Raw genomic sequence first — 15,885 nt, 5'->3', positions numbered from 1 at the left:
TGTACTTTTAAGCCCATAAAAATCTCAAATTAAAACTAATAAAATGAAAAATTATCTTTTACTAACGCTTACTGCTTTAATGGTATATACTGTTGGGTTTTCACAGAGAGCAATGTATGAAACCGTAAATTACTACGATGTTAAAACACCACAAAATGCATTAGATGAATCAATAAATGCATACAAAGTGATAGTAGAAATTCCTTATACTTTAACTGAAGAAGAGGTTAGAGCTCAATCTTTGGAAGAATTTGAAGTTAAAAAAGCCAACTTTGATAATGTTCTTAAGGAAAGTAAAGAAGAGTATGAGGATAAATTAGCAGGTTATGACGATGAAGTAAAAAAATCTGAAGCACGTTATGACAAGGAAATGAAGGACTTTAAAGAGCTCAGTCTTATTGAGCGTTTATCTCTTACAGATCAAGGTAAAAAACCGAAACTTATTGTGCCTGCAAAGCCGAGATATGTAGAACCTAGAGAACCTGTATATTACGAACCTAACCTAAACGACCATCTTATATTTGATAGTCAAGTTTTAGCTGATGGCATAAAATTATCTGGTTATGAGCGTGGTGACGGTGTTATATTTGCTATAAATATTTCTAAAATGGTATTTCAAACTAATGGTGGTCAAACATTTTATAGTCAACCTACTAAACTAACTGTTCTAAATGGTGCTACCGTAATTGATGAAAAATCTTTTGATGAAGAATTTAAATTTTTAACATCTTCCTCTAGTAATACAATTAATTTAGATCGTTATGAAAAAAACAATGTCAATAAAATAATGAATGACATTAATAAATATATTAATACTGAATTTGGATTTGTACCTTTTTCTACAGCTATTAAAATTGGGTACCCAAAAAACAAAAAAAGAGAATACGATATTTTAGAGAATGCAAAAATTAAGGCGATCTCTGCCTATAGAAAATTAAAAGAAGACTCTAGTTCTGAGACTAGAGACAAAGTCCGTGAAGATATTATGAGCATCCGAGAAATTTGGAAATCTGAACTCAATAAAATTGATTATAAGGATAAAAAGGCCATTATGAATAAGGAAGTCGCAAAAATAATTTTCTTTAATTTAATGAATGTGGATATTAGTTTAAAAGATAAAAATCAGGCAGAGGAAACATTGAGCCTAATGCAAGAAAAACGTATTGATTTAGATTTAAGTTATGATGAGAAGATAAGATTCACTAGACTTGAAGAAAGAATTTATAAACTATAAATACTATGAGACATATTATAATTACCATTACGGCTTGTTTTACATTTTTGTTTGGATTTTCGCAAACATTCAATACGGAACATGGCAAGTCATTTAAAAAAGAAAGTGAAAAGGATATCTATAGCATTGTATTCCCTTCACCTTACGGTTTTATGACCTTACATCATTTAGATAATGTAATGATGGATAATACTAAAGCTATGGTTTTGACTAAGTACGATCAATCCATGCAAGCCGTCGAGAATAAAACATTTAATTTGCCAAAACTAGGCCTACGTGCCTCAGATCTTAAGCAAGTAATTGAGACGAACGATCAACTTATTTTCCTGTCTACAGTTATGGACAAAAAATCAAAAAAACATCAACTAAATGCGCAAGTATATACGCAAGCGCAAAATACGGTAAGTGATAATAACATTTTAGCATCTTTTGCCATAGATGGTTATTCTAAATCTGGTTTTTTCAATGTTGCTATATCTCCTGATCAATCTAAATTCGCAATATTTGCCAATATGCCATTCGAAAAAAAATCGAATGAAAAAGTTAAAGTTTGGGTATATGATTCAACCCTGAAACTTCTATGGGAACAAAGCGAAACTTTAAATTATGAGAGTGAAAGAGCTTATAACGAGGAGGTTTATATTGATAACTCTGGTAAAGTTACTATCATAAAAGTGACAGATGAGTATAAAAAAACAAGAAAATCAGAACTACTTTCATTTGATGGCAATTCAGTAGATACACAAACCTTATCAGATATAGGATTTATGCCAATGGCTTCTCAACTAATTGATGTCAATGGAAAACCTATGTTAACCGGTTTTTTCTGGTCTGGTAAAAAAGCTATGTTAAAGATTAACAGTAAAGAAGGTCAAGACAATGATGGTGCTTTTTTATATGATTTAAGCGCTAACAAATTAATTGGTATACATAAATGGAGTTCTACACTAAATGCTGAAGATTTAAAAAGTTTGGCTATAGTTGATGTAAAAGTTTTAGGTGATGACATCTATGTATTTGGAGAAAAACAATTAAAGGACAGTGAATTTAGAAAAACTGGAGGAACAATGACTACAGAATTAGATTATTTCTATACGTATGGCTCTAGCGTTATCGTAAATATGGACGCCAAAGGCACCTTAAAAAGTTTTAAACCCTTATTTAATTCTATGAAATTAAAGAATCAGCAAAAGGAAATTGGATCGTTCACAGCTTTAAATTTAGAAAACGGTTTACGAGTATTTTCTAATTATAACGGCAAATCTTCATTTAATTCATTTTTTACTGATAACGAAGGAACTTTTAATAAGCCTAGAGTTAGACCAACTGAAAACAGCATGCCAACTACACCTCATATTTTACCAAAAACCGTAGTTGCTGTAAAAAATTATGGAATTGTTTACTATATAACTAAATATGGTGACCATTATTGGTTAAATAAAATGACTTGGTAATTAAATTTAATTACTGTTTTAAGAATATAAGAAATGACAGTCTACTAAGGCTGTCATTTTTGTTTCATAACTTTGTATTATGAAGATTGAATCTATCGTTACTATAAAAAAAGAATTAAAACATTTATCTCAGGAAGAACTTCTAGAATTATGCTTACGCTTAGGAAAGTTTAAAAAAGAGAATAAAGCATTATTAACTTACCTTTTGTTTGAATCTCACGATGAAGATGGTTACATCGCAAGCGTTAAATCTACATTAGATGAATTGTTTGAAGGTATCAACACAGATAGCTATTTCTATATGAAGAAAACGATTAGAAAGATTCTAAGACAAATTAGAGTTTACAGCAGATATTCTTTAAAGAAAACAACAGAGGTAGAACTCCTACTCTATTTCTGCGAACGACTTAATGAATTAAAACCTTCAATACATAGAAACACAACACTCAGTAACTTATATGAGCGCCAAATTTTATCTATAAAGAAAAAGGTAAGTATATTACATGAAGATTTACAGTACGACTATAATTTACAATTAGAAGAATTAGAACACTAAAGATTCTTCTTTGTCTTCTTACTTCCTTCGTACATTTCATATTTTACCAATCTAGCTTCAAGTTTTGCATTAAAGACTTTAATTTTTCTAGAAGGTCTTAACCCAACAAACTTTAAAGCTTCAAGATTAGAGGTTATTAACCAAGCATTAGTACCAGGATAACCATGTTTTAAGGTTGTACCAATATCACCATAAAATTCTTCAACATTTAAGTTCTCTAAACGCTCTCCATAAGGCGGATTAAAAACCATATGTAATTTTGCATCTCCAGACTTTCTAGTCTTAAAGAAATCTTCATGTTGTATATGAATAAATTCATCTAAATGCGCATTTTTCATATTCTCCTTTGCTTTGGCTACAGCAGAAGGCGATTTATCATAGCCCAATATTTTATGATGAAAATCTCTTGTTTTCTTTAAAAGTGATTCCTCAATTTTTTCAAACAAATCAACATCCCAATCTTCCCAACGCTCAAAAGCAAATTCCTTTCGCATTAAGTTTGGCGGAATATTACAAGCAATCATAGCGGCTTCTGCAAGCATGGTACCACTACCACACATTGGATCCATAAAATCACTTTGACCGTCCCAACCACTCATCATTATTAAGCCAGCAGCTAAAACTTCATTTATAGGTGCAATATTAGTGGCAGACTTGTAGCCTCTTCTATGCAGCGATTCTCCCGAAGTGTCTAAAGATATCGTACAACGTTGACGATCTATGTGTACATTTATTTTTAAATCCGGAAAACGCAAATCTACATCAGGTCGCACACCTTCTAAATCTCTAAAACGGTCTACAATAGCATCCTTTGTTTTTAATGCTGTATATAGCGAATGCGTAAAAACACTATTATGTACAGTAGCATCAACAGCCAAAGAACCCGTTGCTTTCAAGTAGTTTTCCCATTTCATGTTCTTTACATTTTTATAAAGATCCTCTTCTTTTGTAACTCTAAAAGAATGAATAGGTTTCAAGATTTTAATGGCAGTTCTAATCCCAAGGTTAGCCTTATACATAAAGCCTTTGTCTCCTACAAAACTTACATTTCTAACTCCTTTTTCTACTTGCATTGCGCCAAGTTGAGTGAGTTCTTTTGCTAAAATATCTTCGAAGCCAAATAACGTCTTGGCTAACATTTTGAAATTATCTTCCATATACTACCTTAAATAGATTGCAAATTTACACTATTTTTGCAGGACATTTAACGTTATGACTAAATCAAAAAAACAATGGTACGCTTCGTGGTTTGATACACCATACTACCATATTTTGTATAAAGACAGAGATTATACGGAAGCACAAGGCTTTATGGATAATCTTTCTAATTATCTCAATCTACCTGAGCATGGTAAAATTTTAGATTTAGCTTGTGGTAAAGGCAGACATTCAGTGTATCTAAATTCGTTGGGTTATAATGTAACTGGTGTAGATTTATCAGAAAAAAGCATAACACACGCCAAACAATTTGAAAACGATACTTTAAAATTTAACGTACATGATATGAGTAAACCATATCCAGATACGTTTGATGCCGTTTTTAATCTCTTTACAAGTTTTGGCTATTTTGAAGATGAAAAATGTAATCTTAAAACCATAAAAGCTATTAAAGCCGAATTAAATGAGTTTGGTTTCGGTGTAATTGACTTTATGAATACCAATTACGTCATAGAAAACTTAGTTGCTGAAGACACTAAAACCGTTGAAGGCATTGATTTTCATCAAAAGCGGTACGTAAAAGATGGTTATATCATTAAGGATATAAATTTTGAAGCTGATGGCGAACATTTTGAATTTCAAGAACGTGTAAAAGCTTTCACTTTAGAAGATTTTCAATTACTATTCGATAAAGCAGATGTTCATCTCTTAGATGTTTTTGGGGATTTTAAATTACGTAAATACCACTCTAAAACGTCAGATCGCTTAATCATGATTTTTAAGTAACTCAGGCATATGAACAAATATCTGCTTCCTATATTGGCCATAATTATTGGTGTTGGTATTGCTTTTTTTACTAAAAAAGAAAAATCCATTAGCACCAAATTACTGTTGTCTTTTAGTGGTGCATTCTTGCTCGCACTTACACTTTTCGATTTATTACCAGAAGTATACCATCAAATCGATAATGCTAAACAAACCGGACTTTTTATAATGTGCGGTATTCTATTACAAATTATTTTAGAATTTTTATCTAAAGGCGCAGAGCATGGTCACGTGCACTTACACAAGGAAGATACCCAATTTCCATGGTTACTTTTTATAAGCTTATGTATCCATAGTTTTTTAGAAGGCTTCCCAATCCACGAGCATAACGATATGGTTTATGGTGTATTGATTCATAAAATTCCTATTGCAGCCTTAATTGGTGCTTTTCTATTACAATCTAATTATACAAAACTTCAAATTACAGGTTTCTTAATTGCTTTTGCTGCTATGACACCTTTAGGTACTTTTATTTCTAATACTATTCCTTTTGTAGCAAATTACGTAGATGTTATCAATGCCTTTGTTATTGGTATATTTTTACATATTTCTACAACTATATTGTTTGAAGCTAGCGAAGGTCATAAATTCAACTTATCTAAACTAGTTGCAATCTGCCTTGGAATCTTAATTGCATATTTTTTATAACATGTTTTCAAAGGAAGAATCTAGACAACTACGACAAGAATTTTGGACCAGCTTCGGAAAATCATTTCCTAGAAAATGGCTGTTATACGATACCAAAGCAAAAGGTGTATCCTTTAAATTTCATTTTAATACAAAATCGGCACTTATAGCATTAGACTTAGAAGACGATTTAGAAAACAGAATTAATTATTGGGAAAAATTAGTGGCTCTAAAAAGTATATTGAAAAACGACTATTTACCAGACGCTATTTTTGAAGAAGAATTCTATTTAGAAAACGGAAAAGAAATTTCTCGCATCTATTTACCCTTGGAGCAAAAAGTATCAATTCACAATAAAAATTCGTGGAGAGATGTCATGGAATTCTTTAATGTTAACATGACTTTATTCGAAGCCTTTTTTGAGGAATACAAGGACATTATTAAAGGCTAAAACAACCTTTTAAGCACAACATTCTTCGCATTGACCAAGTAATAGAATATCTGTAGAATCTACTCTGTGGTTTTTTATATTAGGAATCTTAACCTCAACAGACAAGCACTCAACCTTATCACATTCTGTACATTGAAAATGCGGATGCGAATCTAAATGTTTATAAGAAGTACAGCTTTCTTCACATTTTGCATACCACTTTAAACCATCTTTACCATTAAAGGAATGTATAACACCTTCTTGTTCTAGTCTATCTAACACACGGTAAACAGTAGTTTTATTCATATCGCCTTTTAAAAGTTCAACGAGGCGCACTACAGATTTAGCTTCATTTTGTGCTTCAAAAATGTTGAGTACAGTGGTTACGGCTTTTGTTTTTCTAATGATTCCCATGAGTACAAATTTAATGCAACTACGTTGCAATTACAAACTTTATTCTATAGTTTTGCAACTCAGTTGCATTAAATTAGAATTATTTCTTAAAATGAATAACATAAACAAACTTCCAGTAACCGTTTTAAGCGGTTTTTTAGGCGCAGGAAAAACCACATTACTCAACCATGTATTGCACAATAAAGAAGGTTTAAAAGTTGCCGTTATTGTTAATGACATGAGTGAAGTTAATGTAGATGCCAATTTGGTTAAAAGCGAGAACACCTTATCTAGAACCGAAGAAACACTCGTAGAAATGAGTAATGGTTGTATCTGTTGCACACTGCGAGAAGATTTAATGATTGAGGTAGAACGATTAGCCAAAGAAAACCGCTTCGACTATTTACTCATAGAAAGCACAGGTATTAGCGAGCCTGTACCTGTGGCTCAAACCTTCTCGTTTATAGACGAAGAAAACAATATAGACCTCTCTAGATTTAGCTATGTAGACACTATGGTTACTGTTGTTGATGCCTTTAACTTCTTTAAAGATTTTGGGAGTCCAGAACGTTTAGTAGATCGAGAACTTACAGATATAGAAAATGATTTTAGAACCATTGTTAATTTATTGACCGACCAAATTGAGTTTTGTAATGTCATTATACTCAATAAAACCGATTTAGTTTCAAAAGAACATTTAGGCATTTTAAAGGCTACGATTCAAAAGTTAAATCCAACGGCTAAAATTATAGAATCATCCTTTTGTAAAGTGAACCCAAAAGAAATTTTAAATACCAAACTCTTCAATTTTGAAGAAGCCGAAGAAAGTGCAGGCTGGATTGAAGAATTAAAAAAGGACGAACACACACCAGAAACTGAAGAATATGGTATTGGCTCTTTTGTTTTTAGAACTAAAAGACCATTTCATCCAGAGCGTTTTTGGCACTATGCGCAGCAAGAATTCCCTCAAAACATATTACGAAGTAAAGGGTTATTTTGGATAGCCTCTAGACCAGATCAAGCTTTGGTTTGGGGACAAGCTGGTGGTTCGCTTAGAGCAGACAGTGCTGGTGTTTGGTGGAGTAGCATGACGTTTCAAGAACGTTTTGAACAAATGGCATTTGTAGAAAACCAACAAACTATTGAAGCCGATTGGCATAGCATATTTGGCGATAGAAAAAATGAGATTGTCTTTATTGGTCAAGATTTAGACGAATCATTAATTAGAAAGCAATTAGATAATTGCCTTTTTACTGCAACAAAGCTTGAAACTATAGATTGGCAAAAAGGGTTTCAAGATAATTGGCCAGTAGAAAGAGCGTACCCAATAGGTATGTAAAAAAATAAAAACACAACAATTAGAATAATAAATTACAAATAAAATGATTCAAACAAAACAAATAAATTGGGCAGATAAATTAGGAGCTTTTAGTGCATTTCTTTGCATTCTGCATTGTTTAGCTGTACCAGCACTACTCGCAATGGGAGTTGGTTTTATAAGCAACCCAATAATAGCCTACCTTTTTATTGCAGTTGCCTTTATCTCAATATACAAAGCTACAAATGGACGATTTTTAAAACCTATTAGTATCTTTTTATGGGTTTCATTTATTGGCTTTGTAACGTCTATGCTATTAGAAGATCAAGCAGAAGTTTTTGAATATACCATGTTTCTTTTCTCTGGATTAATTATTCTTGGGCATTTATATAACATTAAATATTGCTCTAAATAAACAGGTACAGTCTTAAACGAAATTTGATTTAAAAATGAAAGACAAAAAACAAATTGAAATAGAAGGAGACAATCATTTTGCTACAAGTATTAAAACGCCTTTACGAGCTGATGCATTTGATAAATCTGATGACGAAAAAATTGAAAATATTCAGCATCATTTTAAAATGATAATGGAAGAAATGGGATTGGATTTAACTGATGATAGTTTGTCTGGCACACCATATCGCTTTGCAAAAATGTATGTAAAAGAGTTATTCTATGGATTAAATCCTGCGAATAAACCAAAACTTTCAACGTTCAATAATAAGTATGGTTATAATAAAATGCTAGTAGAACAAAATATAACTATAGACTCTGCTTGCGAACATCATTTTCTACCCATAGTTGGCCATGCTCATGTGGCATATATTCCAAAAGATAAAGTAATTGGTCTCTCTAAAATTAATCGTTTGGTAGATTATTATGCACGTAGACCACAAGTGCAAGAACGCTTAGTACTTCAAATTTTAAACGATTTACAAGATGTTTTAGACACTAAAGATGTTATTGTTTCTGTAACTGCAAAACACCTTTGTGTTTCTTCAAGAGGCATAAAAGACCAAAATAGTTCTACCACTACTCTAGAATATGGTGGTTGCTTTTCTGACACAGCTATTAGAAATGAATTTTTAAAAATTATATCATAATAGAAGCTATAATGAGAATTTCTAAGTATCATATATTAAAGTTAAAAAAAACAGCATCTTTTAGATGCTGTTTTTTTATACAAGCTAAAGTTTAAAACACAAATAAATGCCGTTTTAAACGCTATAATTTTAATTATCTCGAGTAATTAGGTGCTTCTTTAGTTATGGTTACGTCATGTGGATGACTTTCATTAATACCAGAACTTGTAATTTTCACAAAGCGACCTGTCTCTTTTAAAGTTGCAATATCTTTTGCTCCACAATAACCCATTCCTGCTCTAAGTCCACCTATGAATTGATGAATACTTTCAAATAACTCTCCTTTATATGGTACACGACCTACAATTCCTTCGGGTACAAGCTTTTTAATATCATCTTCAACATCTTGAAAATAACGATCTTTACTCCCTTGCTTCATGGCTTCTACTGAACCCATTCCACGATAAGATTTGAATTTACGACCTTCATATATAATCGTTTCTCCTGGACTTTCTTTTGTACCAGCTAAAAGTGATCCTAACATTACAGTATCTGCACCAGCTGCAATTGCTTTAGGTATATCTCCTGTATACCTTATTCCTCCATCAGCAATTACAGGCACTCCTGTTCCCTTTATCGCTGCAGCCACTTCTAGTACAGCAGAAAATTGAGGAAAACCAACACCTGCCACTACTCTAGTTGTACATATAGAACCTGGTCCTATACCAACTTTTACAGCATCTGCACCAGCTTCAACTAAATATTTTGCAGCTTCACCAGTTGCAATGTTACCTACAATAACTTCTAATTTTGGATATAGTTTTTTAATGTCTTTTAATACAGAAACAACACCTTTGGTATGTCCGTGAGCTGTATCTATAATAACAGCATCAACACCAGCTTTTACTAAAGCAGATGCTCTTTCTACGGCATCACCAGTAACTCCAATTGCGGCCGCAACACGTAATCTACCATAAGAATCCTTATTTGCATTTGGCTTTTGTGTTACCTTAGTTATATCTCTAAATGTAATAAGACCTTTTAGAATAAAGTTATCGTCTACAATAAGTAATTTTTCAATTTTATTTTGCTGAAGAATTTTTTCTGCATCCTTTAAAGACGTGCCAACGGCAGCCGTAATTAAATTCTCAGAAGTCATAACATCTACAATTGGTTTAGCGTTTTCATGTTCAAAACGTAAATCCCTGTTCGTTACAATACCTTTTAGAGTACCATTTTCATCTACAATTGGTATGCCTCCAATGCTATGCTCAGCCATATTAGACTTCGCATCAAAAACTGTTGCAGTTAATGGTAACGTAACCGGATCGATAATCATTCCGCTTTCTGCACGTTTTACTTTACGCACTTTATCAGCTTGTTGATCAATGGTCATGTTTTTATGTAAAACACCAATACCACCTTCTTGAGCCATAGCTATAGCCATTTTACTCTCAGTAACGGTATCCATTGCTGCTGAAATAACAGGAACGTTAATAGTAATATTACGTGTAAATTTTGTTTGAATATTTACTTCTCGAGGAAGTATTTCTGAAAATGCAGGAACTAAGAGTACGTCATCATAAGTAAGACCTTCTCCAACAATTTTGCTTTCGTGTGCTTTCATGGCAATTAAGATATAATTGCGTACAAATTTACGCTTTTTTTTGCACTATAATAGAAAACTGAATTTAAAATGTAATACTCTTTAAAATTAGTAATATGACAACTCAAGCGAACCTAAATAAAAATTCTCTAGATTTTAATCTCTAGTGTAGCATACCAATTTCTTGGTGGCGATGGTAATATTCCAGGACCTGGATAACCGGTTGCTCGTCTTGTAAAATAGGTGTTATCTAAAACGTTATTGATACCTGTTTCTAGTTTAAACTGCTTGTACTTATAAGACAGTGAAAAATCTAATATATCATAAGCCGGAATTAATCCTATAATCCCAGAACTTCCTAAAGGATCATTGCCTGAGTTTGGTGCATCAGAATATTGCTCTGAAATATACGTGTATTGCAGACTTGCTTGTAGATTCTTAAAAGCAAAACGTAAGCCTGTTTTTAAATTAAGTTGTGGTACAAATTCTACTTGGTTGCCTTCTATACCTGTTTCGTCTGACTTTGTATATTCTGAATGAATCACAGACGTATTTATAAAATAGTTGAATCTATATTTACTATCTTGAATGAATAATTTATTTAAATCGATATCAATTAAAGATTCTAATCCAAAAATAAAAGCATCTCCTATATTGTCTCTTACTTTTCTAACACTATTGTCGTTTTGTACTTCGAGCGTAATACCAATTCTATCATTGTAAAACAGACTAAACGCGCTAACATCGAATGAAACCACTTTTTTATATGTTCCTCTAAATCCTAAATCGGCTGTTAACCCTGTTTCGTCAACTAACGGTCTCACACTAAAGTTTGGATTTACTAAATTAATATCCGAAAACGTTACTGACCTATAATTCTGAGAGGCATTAGCATAAAACTCTACGTTATCATTGGGTTTAAAACTTGTACCTAAACCAAACAACACAAAAGAACGTTCGTTAGCATCATCTGAAAATTCGGTTTCATTTAATATAACATTACCAGCAGCATCTAAGTTAATTCGCTTAGAAAAACCATCACTTTCTGTTTTTATATATTCTAATCTAAATCCTGGTGTAACAGACCATTTATCATTAAGATAGATGATGTTTTCCCCAAAAATAGCCACATTTAGATTTGGATTATCAAAGTTAGACTGGTTTCCGTAGTTAGGATAATCTTCGGTTTGTAACTCAAAATTTGGTCCTATACCATCACTTCCTGGCCCTTGAATAGAGGTATTATCTGCTTTGTAGAATTTAGTACCAATAAGACCTGTTGCTTCTTTTCCAAAGAGTTTATATTTATTTAATAGTCGCGCTTCAAAACCAAAATTATTGTACTCGCCTTTTATTAAATCGCGCTCTTCAAAGTTATCAGGAATATCTTGTCTATTGGTTCTAAAACCTAAAGCATTTCGTTCTGCATTCAATCCAAAAAAGTTGAATGTAAAATTGGTATTATCTGAAAACTCATGTGCGAGTTTAACATTATACAACAACCAATCGACTTGAAACCAATTTCGGGTTCTGTTGCTTTGAAATGCGTCCTCGTTGAACATAGCATCACTTAAACCACCTGCTTGCTGAGCTAAATATCGCATATAAGTTAATTCGCCAGAAAGCTTTGTTTTTTCAGACAATTGATAGCCCAAATGCATGAAAGCATTCTTGGATTCAAATTCAGAATTTGGTCTAAATCCATCTCCTTTTTTGTAATTGAAATACGTGTAATAACTAAACTTTTCTTTGGTTCCGCTCAGACTTGTAAAATTGGTATATAATCCGTTGCTTCCTAACGTATTTCGAGTTAAAAATTCTATAGTCTTATTTGGGTTCGGCGATTTTAATTTAAAATTAATTAAGCCTCCAAATTGTGTTCCGTACTGCAAAGATGCTGCACCTCTAACCACTTGTATCTGTTCTAAAGCTTCTGATGCTGGTGTATAGTAACTTTCAGGATATCCTAAAACATCTGCACTAATATCGTAACCATTTTGACGCGTATTAAAATTAGACGTTCGGTTTGGGTCTAAACCTCGACCTCCAATATTTAGTTGTAAACCTGCATCATCATTCTGAAAGATATTCAATCCTGCAACTTGACTATAAATTTGTCTTGCATTATTCGTCGCCAAATTTGCCATAGACTGATCTACCAAAATAACCTCAGTTTTCTTGCCTGCGTAAATGGCTGTTTCCTCAACATCATTTAATCGGCTTAATTCAAAAACTTTAGCTTTTCTTGCTGTAATTTCTACTTCAGTTAATTGTTCTCCCAAAGATTCAAGAGATTGATTTACGGTTGTATCTCCATTTACCGCAATCATTATTTCTACAACTTGATATTCATAAGAAAAGAATACTAAGGTTAGCATTTTTTTAGGCGTGGTAAATTCAAAATAGCCTTTATCATTCGTCTTAGCTTTTAAGCCAGAAGCTTGCTCAAATATTTCAACATTAGATAATGCTGTGTTGGATTCTTGAGAGGTTACAATTCCTGAAACTTTACCTTGAGCTAAAGCCGCAGAAATCGTAATTAATACAAGTAATAATGTGTTATAAACCTTTAATTTCATAATTGAATGGCAATATCCAGCTTTTATGTTTAAATGATTCCTTTTCTTGGTATAAATCTACTTTAGGGTCGATATATGGTTGACTCATTCTTCCGTTAAGTGCCACATGGCAATCTACAAAGACCTGAATGTTTTTATGACCTTGACTTTTAAAATGGTCTCCTAAATAATGAGCGTATTCCAAAATGAAATCGGGTTGAAAGCTCATTTGTTTTTCTTGAAATGGCGTTAAAAAATCTAAATTATCTACATAAAAGAAATCTTTTGTTTCACTATTAACAATTTTGAAATTGGCATAACCCGCTTTTTCCATAAGCATTACGCGCCAAGAAAATCTATAACCCTCTTCTGTCCAAAACAACTCGTTTGGATACAATACATATCGCCATGGAAACACAAGTTGCACTGCAAAAAACACAGCTAATATTGGAATGATAATTTTTCTATTTGAATAAGAATACACCTGAGTCTTTAGCGTATGAGATTTCAACTTTAAAAGTTTTAATACACGTCTAAATACATTCAGAATTTTTTCATGAACATTAGCATCAAAGAATATTAATGTAGATACAATCATTATATAAGGAAACATGCCTATAGGAAATAAAATCCTTGTAAACACATGAAATACTACGACCAATACAAAGGCCAATGTTCTTGTTTTCTTGTATAGTAATAAAAACGGAATTGCTAAATCGTATAACATACCAGACCAGCTCATTGCAAAGTGAAACCAATTTTTGTGCATTAGGGTTTGGCCAATAATAGGAATATCGTATTTAGATGGTAACCAAATTTTTAACGGCATGGCTTTAAACAACCAATCGCTATTAAGTTTTGCTAACCCTGCATATATATAAACCGTTCCGAGTAATAATTTGATGGCATCAATAGTCCATTTTGGGATTTGCTTGTAATGGGTTTTATTGAAAAAGGCATCTAAAGAAAAGTAGGCATTTGCAGGTAAAAAACACATTAAAAAACTGAGCACACTTATAAAATAATAATGGTTAAGGTACGTGGTTTTATCCATTAACTCTATATACGTAAAACTCAGAAAAAAGGTAATAATTGCAATTCTGTATTTAAAGCCAATGAGGATAAAAAATGCAGTTAAACCACATAAGGCAAACAATAAATAAGTGTAGTTTCCAATAGGTTTTATCCACTCAAAACCATAATAAGAAAACTGAAATTTTGGTTGCAAGTACAATTTCTCTATCCAACCCAAGCTCCAAAATCTAATGATGCTAGCTAACATCATAGTACCAAAACCTATTCTAAAAACAGCTAAAGGTGCTGCGCTAGCGGTTTGGTTTAAATATGAATTTAGTTTCGTAAGCATATTATATACAAAAAGAGGTTGCCTGTAGACAACCTCTTTGGTCTATTTTTCAAGATTAATTAATCGCCATCGCCATCTACATAATCAATAACAAAATTTAAAGCTTGTTTCATATCAACCTTTAGTTTTGGTACTGCTGCCTGTATAATATCATAAGCTGCAGTCATTTGTATACTGTTATCATTAATCTGTTGGAAATAATCATCATTAAGACCATCAATAGCATTTCTAGCTGCGGCAAATTGATTATTAATTTCAGTGACTAAATCTTCTCGATCTAAGAACTCTAAATATGCACTAAAAGAAGAACCACTAATTGAACTTAAACTACTATAAGATACACCGTTAAACAGATTTTCAATTCCTGCTAATGCTTCTAAGCTTAATTCTTTTGAAACATCTCTTTTATAAAACCCTTCAACGGTTTCAGGAAGTGTACCTCCATTTGAAAAGATACCAGCTGGAATTCCTATTTTCTGAGCTCTAAAATCTTTCTCATAAGAATATACTATATCATTTGCTAACATATTAAATGAACCATTTAATCCACTATTTGTATTAGCAATAAACGTATTTCTGAAACTAGATTCCCAATTATTGACTATAGCATCATTTAAAGTTATCATCTGATCAACAACATCTTCCAAATAGGTAGTGAAACCATTAAAATCGGTATGTGTTGTGAATTTATCTATTGGTAATGTATCTCCTGTTGCAACACCATGAATTAAAAAATCTAAGGCAGGAAAACCTTGTGCATCATGATAGTTAGCTGTATTTAAATCATAGCTACCAGTGTTTGCTCCATTTTCTATATCAGCTACTGTTACTGGGTAAATATTGAAGAAACTTACAAAACCTCTTTCTCCTCCACCAAAGTTATCTGCTTCTCCTAAATTATATATTTGTACATGCTGCCAAACTTTATATGCTTCTAACCAAGCATCACTTAAAGCCTCTAAATTGGCATTAGATTTATCGCTAACAAAATTGTCTTTAGCTATATCTAAAACTAAGAGTTTTGCTTGCAAATCTTGAAATGCAGGTATAATAATATTATCAGCAACATTGGTTAGTAGCGCTGTTCTGTCAAAACCATCATTGTTATTAGAGCCACCATTATCATCTGATGAACTACAAGAAATAGCAACAACTACTATTACAAAAAGAATTATTTTTTTTAACATCACTTTATTTTTTCTTTTTCCGGGTGCAAAGATAAATAAGCATAAGCGTTCAACCTAATGAATGCTTATGCTTTGATTATTTTAGTTTTAT

15 protein-coding genes are annotated in these 15,885 nt (G+C 32.2%); 9 read left to right on the top strand and 6 right to left on the bottom strand.

Annotation, left to right across the window (positions count from 1 at the left end; genetic code table 11):
* Positions 1 to 43 precede the first annotated feature (43 nt).
* The 3 genes from Q0891_RS10805 to Q0891_RS10795 all read left to right on the top strand — a co-directional run bounded on the left by Q0891_RS10805 (position 44) and on the right by Q0891_RS10795 (position 3,244).
* A complete protein-coding gene (locus Q0891_RS10805) occupies positions 44 to 1,234 on the top strand; it encodes a hypothetical protein (RefSeq protein ID WP_299101524.1) in 1,191 nt (396 codons plus the stop codon).
* 5 nt (positions 1,235 to 1,239) lie between these two features.
* A complete protein-coding gene (locus tag Q0891_RS10800) occupies positions 1,240 to 2,688 on the top strand; it encodes a hypothetical protein (RefSeq protein WP_299101523.1) in 1,449 nt (482 codons plus the stop codon).
* A gap of 79 nt (positions 2,689 to 2,767) precedes the next feature.
* Positions 2,768 to 3,244 (top strand): hypothetical protein, encoded by a 477-nt coding sequence (locus tag Q0891_RS10795; RefSeq protein WP_299101522.1) that lies wholly within the window; start codon positions 2,768 to 2,770, stop codon positions 3,242 to 3,244.
* Here Q0891_RS10795 and Q0891_RS10790 read toward each other — a convergent pair.
* Positions 3,241 to 4,401: a THUMP domain-containing protein gene (locus Q0891_RS10790; protein ID WP_299101521.1), complete on the bottom strand. Its 1,161-nt coding sequence runs from the start codon at positions 4,399 to 4,401 to the stop codon at positions 3,241 to 3,243. The two genes, Q0891_RS10795 and Q0891_RS10790, sit on opposite strands and share 4 nt — an antisense overlap.
* A 55-nt stretch (positions 4,402 to 4,456) precedes the next feature.
* Between Q0891_RS10790 and Q0891_RS10785 the strand changes: the two genes are divergently transcribed.
* The 3 genes from Q0891_RS10785 to Q0891_RS10775 are packed head-to-tail and all read left to right on the top strand — an operon-like array spanning position 4,457 to position 6,305.
* Positions 4,457 to 5,188, top strand: a complete 732-nt coding sequence (locus tag Q0891_RS10785; protein ID WP_299101520.1) for a class I SAM-dependent methyltransferase — start codon at positions 4,457 to 4,459, stop codon at positions 5,186 to 5,188.
* Between the two features lie 9 nt (positions 5,189 to 5,197).
* Positions 5,198 to 5,875, top strand: a complete 678-nt coding sequence (locus Q0891_RS10780) for a ZIP family metal transporter (RefSeq protein WP_299101519.1) — start codon at positions 5,198 to 5,200, stop codon at positions 5,873 to 5,875.
* 1 nt (position 5,876) lies between these two features.
* Positions 5,877 to 6,305 (top strand): DUF4268 domain-containing protein, encoded by a 429-nt coding sequence (locus Q0891_RS10775; protein ID WP_299101518.1) that lies wholly within the window; start codon positions 5,877 to 5,879, stop codon positions 6,303 to 6,305.
* A gap of 9 nt (positions 6,306 to 6,314) precedes the next feature.
* Here Q0891_RS10775 and Q0891_RS10770 read toward each other — a convergent pair whose 3' ends face one another.
* Positions 6,315 to 6,698 carry a Fur family transcriptional regulator gene (locus Q0891_RS10770; protein WP_299101517.1) on the bottom strand — a complete coding sequence of 128 codons (384 nt, stop codon included), beginning with the start codon at positions 6,696 to 6,698 and terminating at the stop codon, positions 6,315 to 6,317.
* Between the two features lie 91 nt (positions 6,699 to 6,789).
* Here Q0891_RS10770 and Q0891_RS10765 point away from each other — a divergent pair, with 91 nt between their 5' ends.
* Genes Q0891_RS10765 through folE form a run of 3 tightly spaced genes read left to right on the top strand, consistent with a single transcriptional unit; the run spans position 6,790 to position 9,098 of the window.
* The gene (locus tag Q0891_RS10765) at positions 6,790 to 8,016 is read left to right on the top strand and encodes a GTP-binding protein (RefSeq protein ID WP_299101515.1); all 1,227 of its coding nucleotides are present in this window, start codon (positions 6,790 to 6,792) and stop codon (positions 8,014 to 8,016) included.
* Positions 8,017 to 8,059: 43 nt separating this feature from the next.
* On the top strand, positions 8,060 to 8,410 hold the full coding sequence (locus Q0891_RS10760) for a MerC domain-containing protein (protein WP_299101514.1): 351 nt from the start codon (positions 8,060 to 8,062) through the stop codon (positions 8,408 to 8,410).
* A gap of 34 nt (positions 8,411 to 8,444) precedes the next feature.
* Entirely contained in the window at positions 8,445 to 9,098 is a 654-nt protein-coding gene (folE, locus tag Q0891_RS10755) for a GTP cyclohydrolase I FolE (protein WP_299101512.1), read from the top strand.
* A gap of 133 nt (positions 9,099 to 9,231) precedes the next feature.
* Here the strand turns inward: folE and guaB are convergent, their stop codons facing one another.
* The 4 genes from guaB to Q0891_RS10735 all read right to left on the bottom strand — a co-directional run bounded on the left by guaB (position 9,232) and on the right by Q0891_RS10735 (position 15,794).
* The gene (gene guaB, locus Q0891_RS10750; RefSeq protein WP_299101511.1) at positions 9,232 to 10,704 is read right to left on the bottom strand and encodes an IMP dehydrogenase; all 1,473 of its coding nucleotides are present in this window, start codon (positions 10,702 to 10,704) and stop codon (positions 9,232 to 9,234) included.
* Positions 10,705 to 10,832: 128 nt separating this feature from the next.
* A complete protein-coding gene (locus Q0891_RS10745) occupies positions 10,833 to 13,262 on the bottom strand; it encodes a TonB-dependent receptor (protein WP_299101510.1) in 2,430 nt (809 codons plus the stop codon).
* On the bottom strand, positions 13,243 to 14,607 hold the full coding sequence (locus Q0891_RS10740) for an HTTM domain-containing protein (RefSeq protein ID WP_299101509.1): 1,365 nt from the start codon (positions 14,605 to 14,607) through the stop codon (positions 13,243 to 13,245). The genes Q0891_RS10745 and Q0891_RS10740 overlap by 20 nt, the downstream gene beginning before the upstream one ends.
* A gap of 59 nt (positions 14,608 to 14,666) precedes the next feature.
* A complete protein-coding gene (locus tag Q0891_RS10735; RefSeq protein WP_299101508.1) occupies positions 14,667 to 15,794 on the bottom strand; it encodes an imelysin family protein in 1,128 nt (375 codons plus the stop codon).
* Positions 15,795 to 15,885: the final 91 nt, after the last annotated feature.

This window comes from uncultured Winogradskyella sp. (assembly GCF_947498005.1).
Classification (GTDB): Bacteria; Bacteroidota; Bacteroidia; order Flavobacteriales; family Flavobacteriaceae; genus Winogradskyella.
Note: the sequence above shows the minus strand (reverse complement) of the source record. Positions and strands in the feature narration are given on the sequence as shown.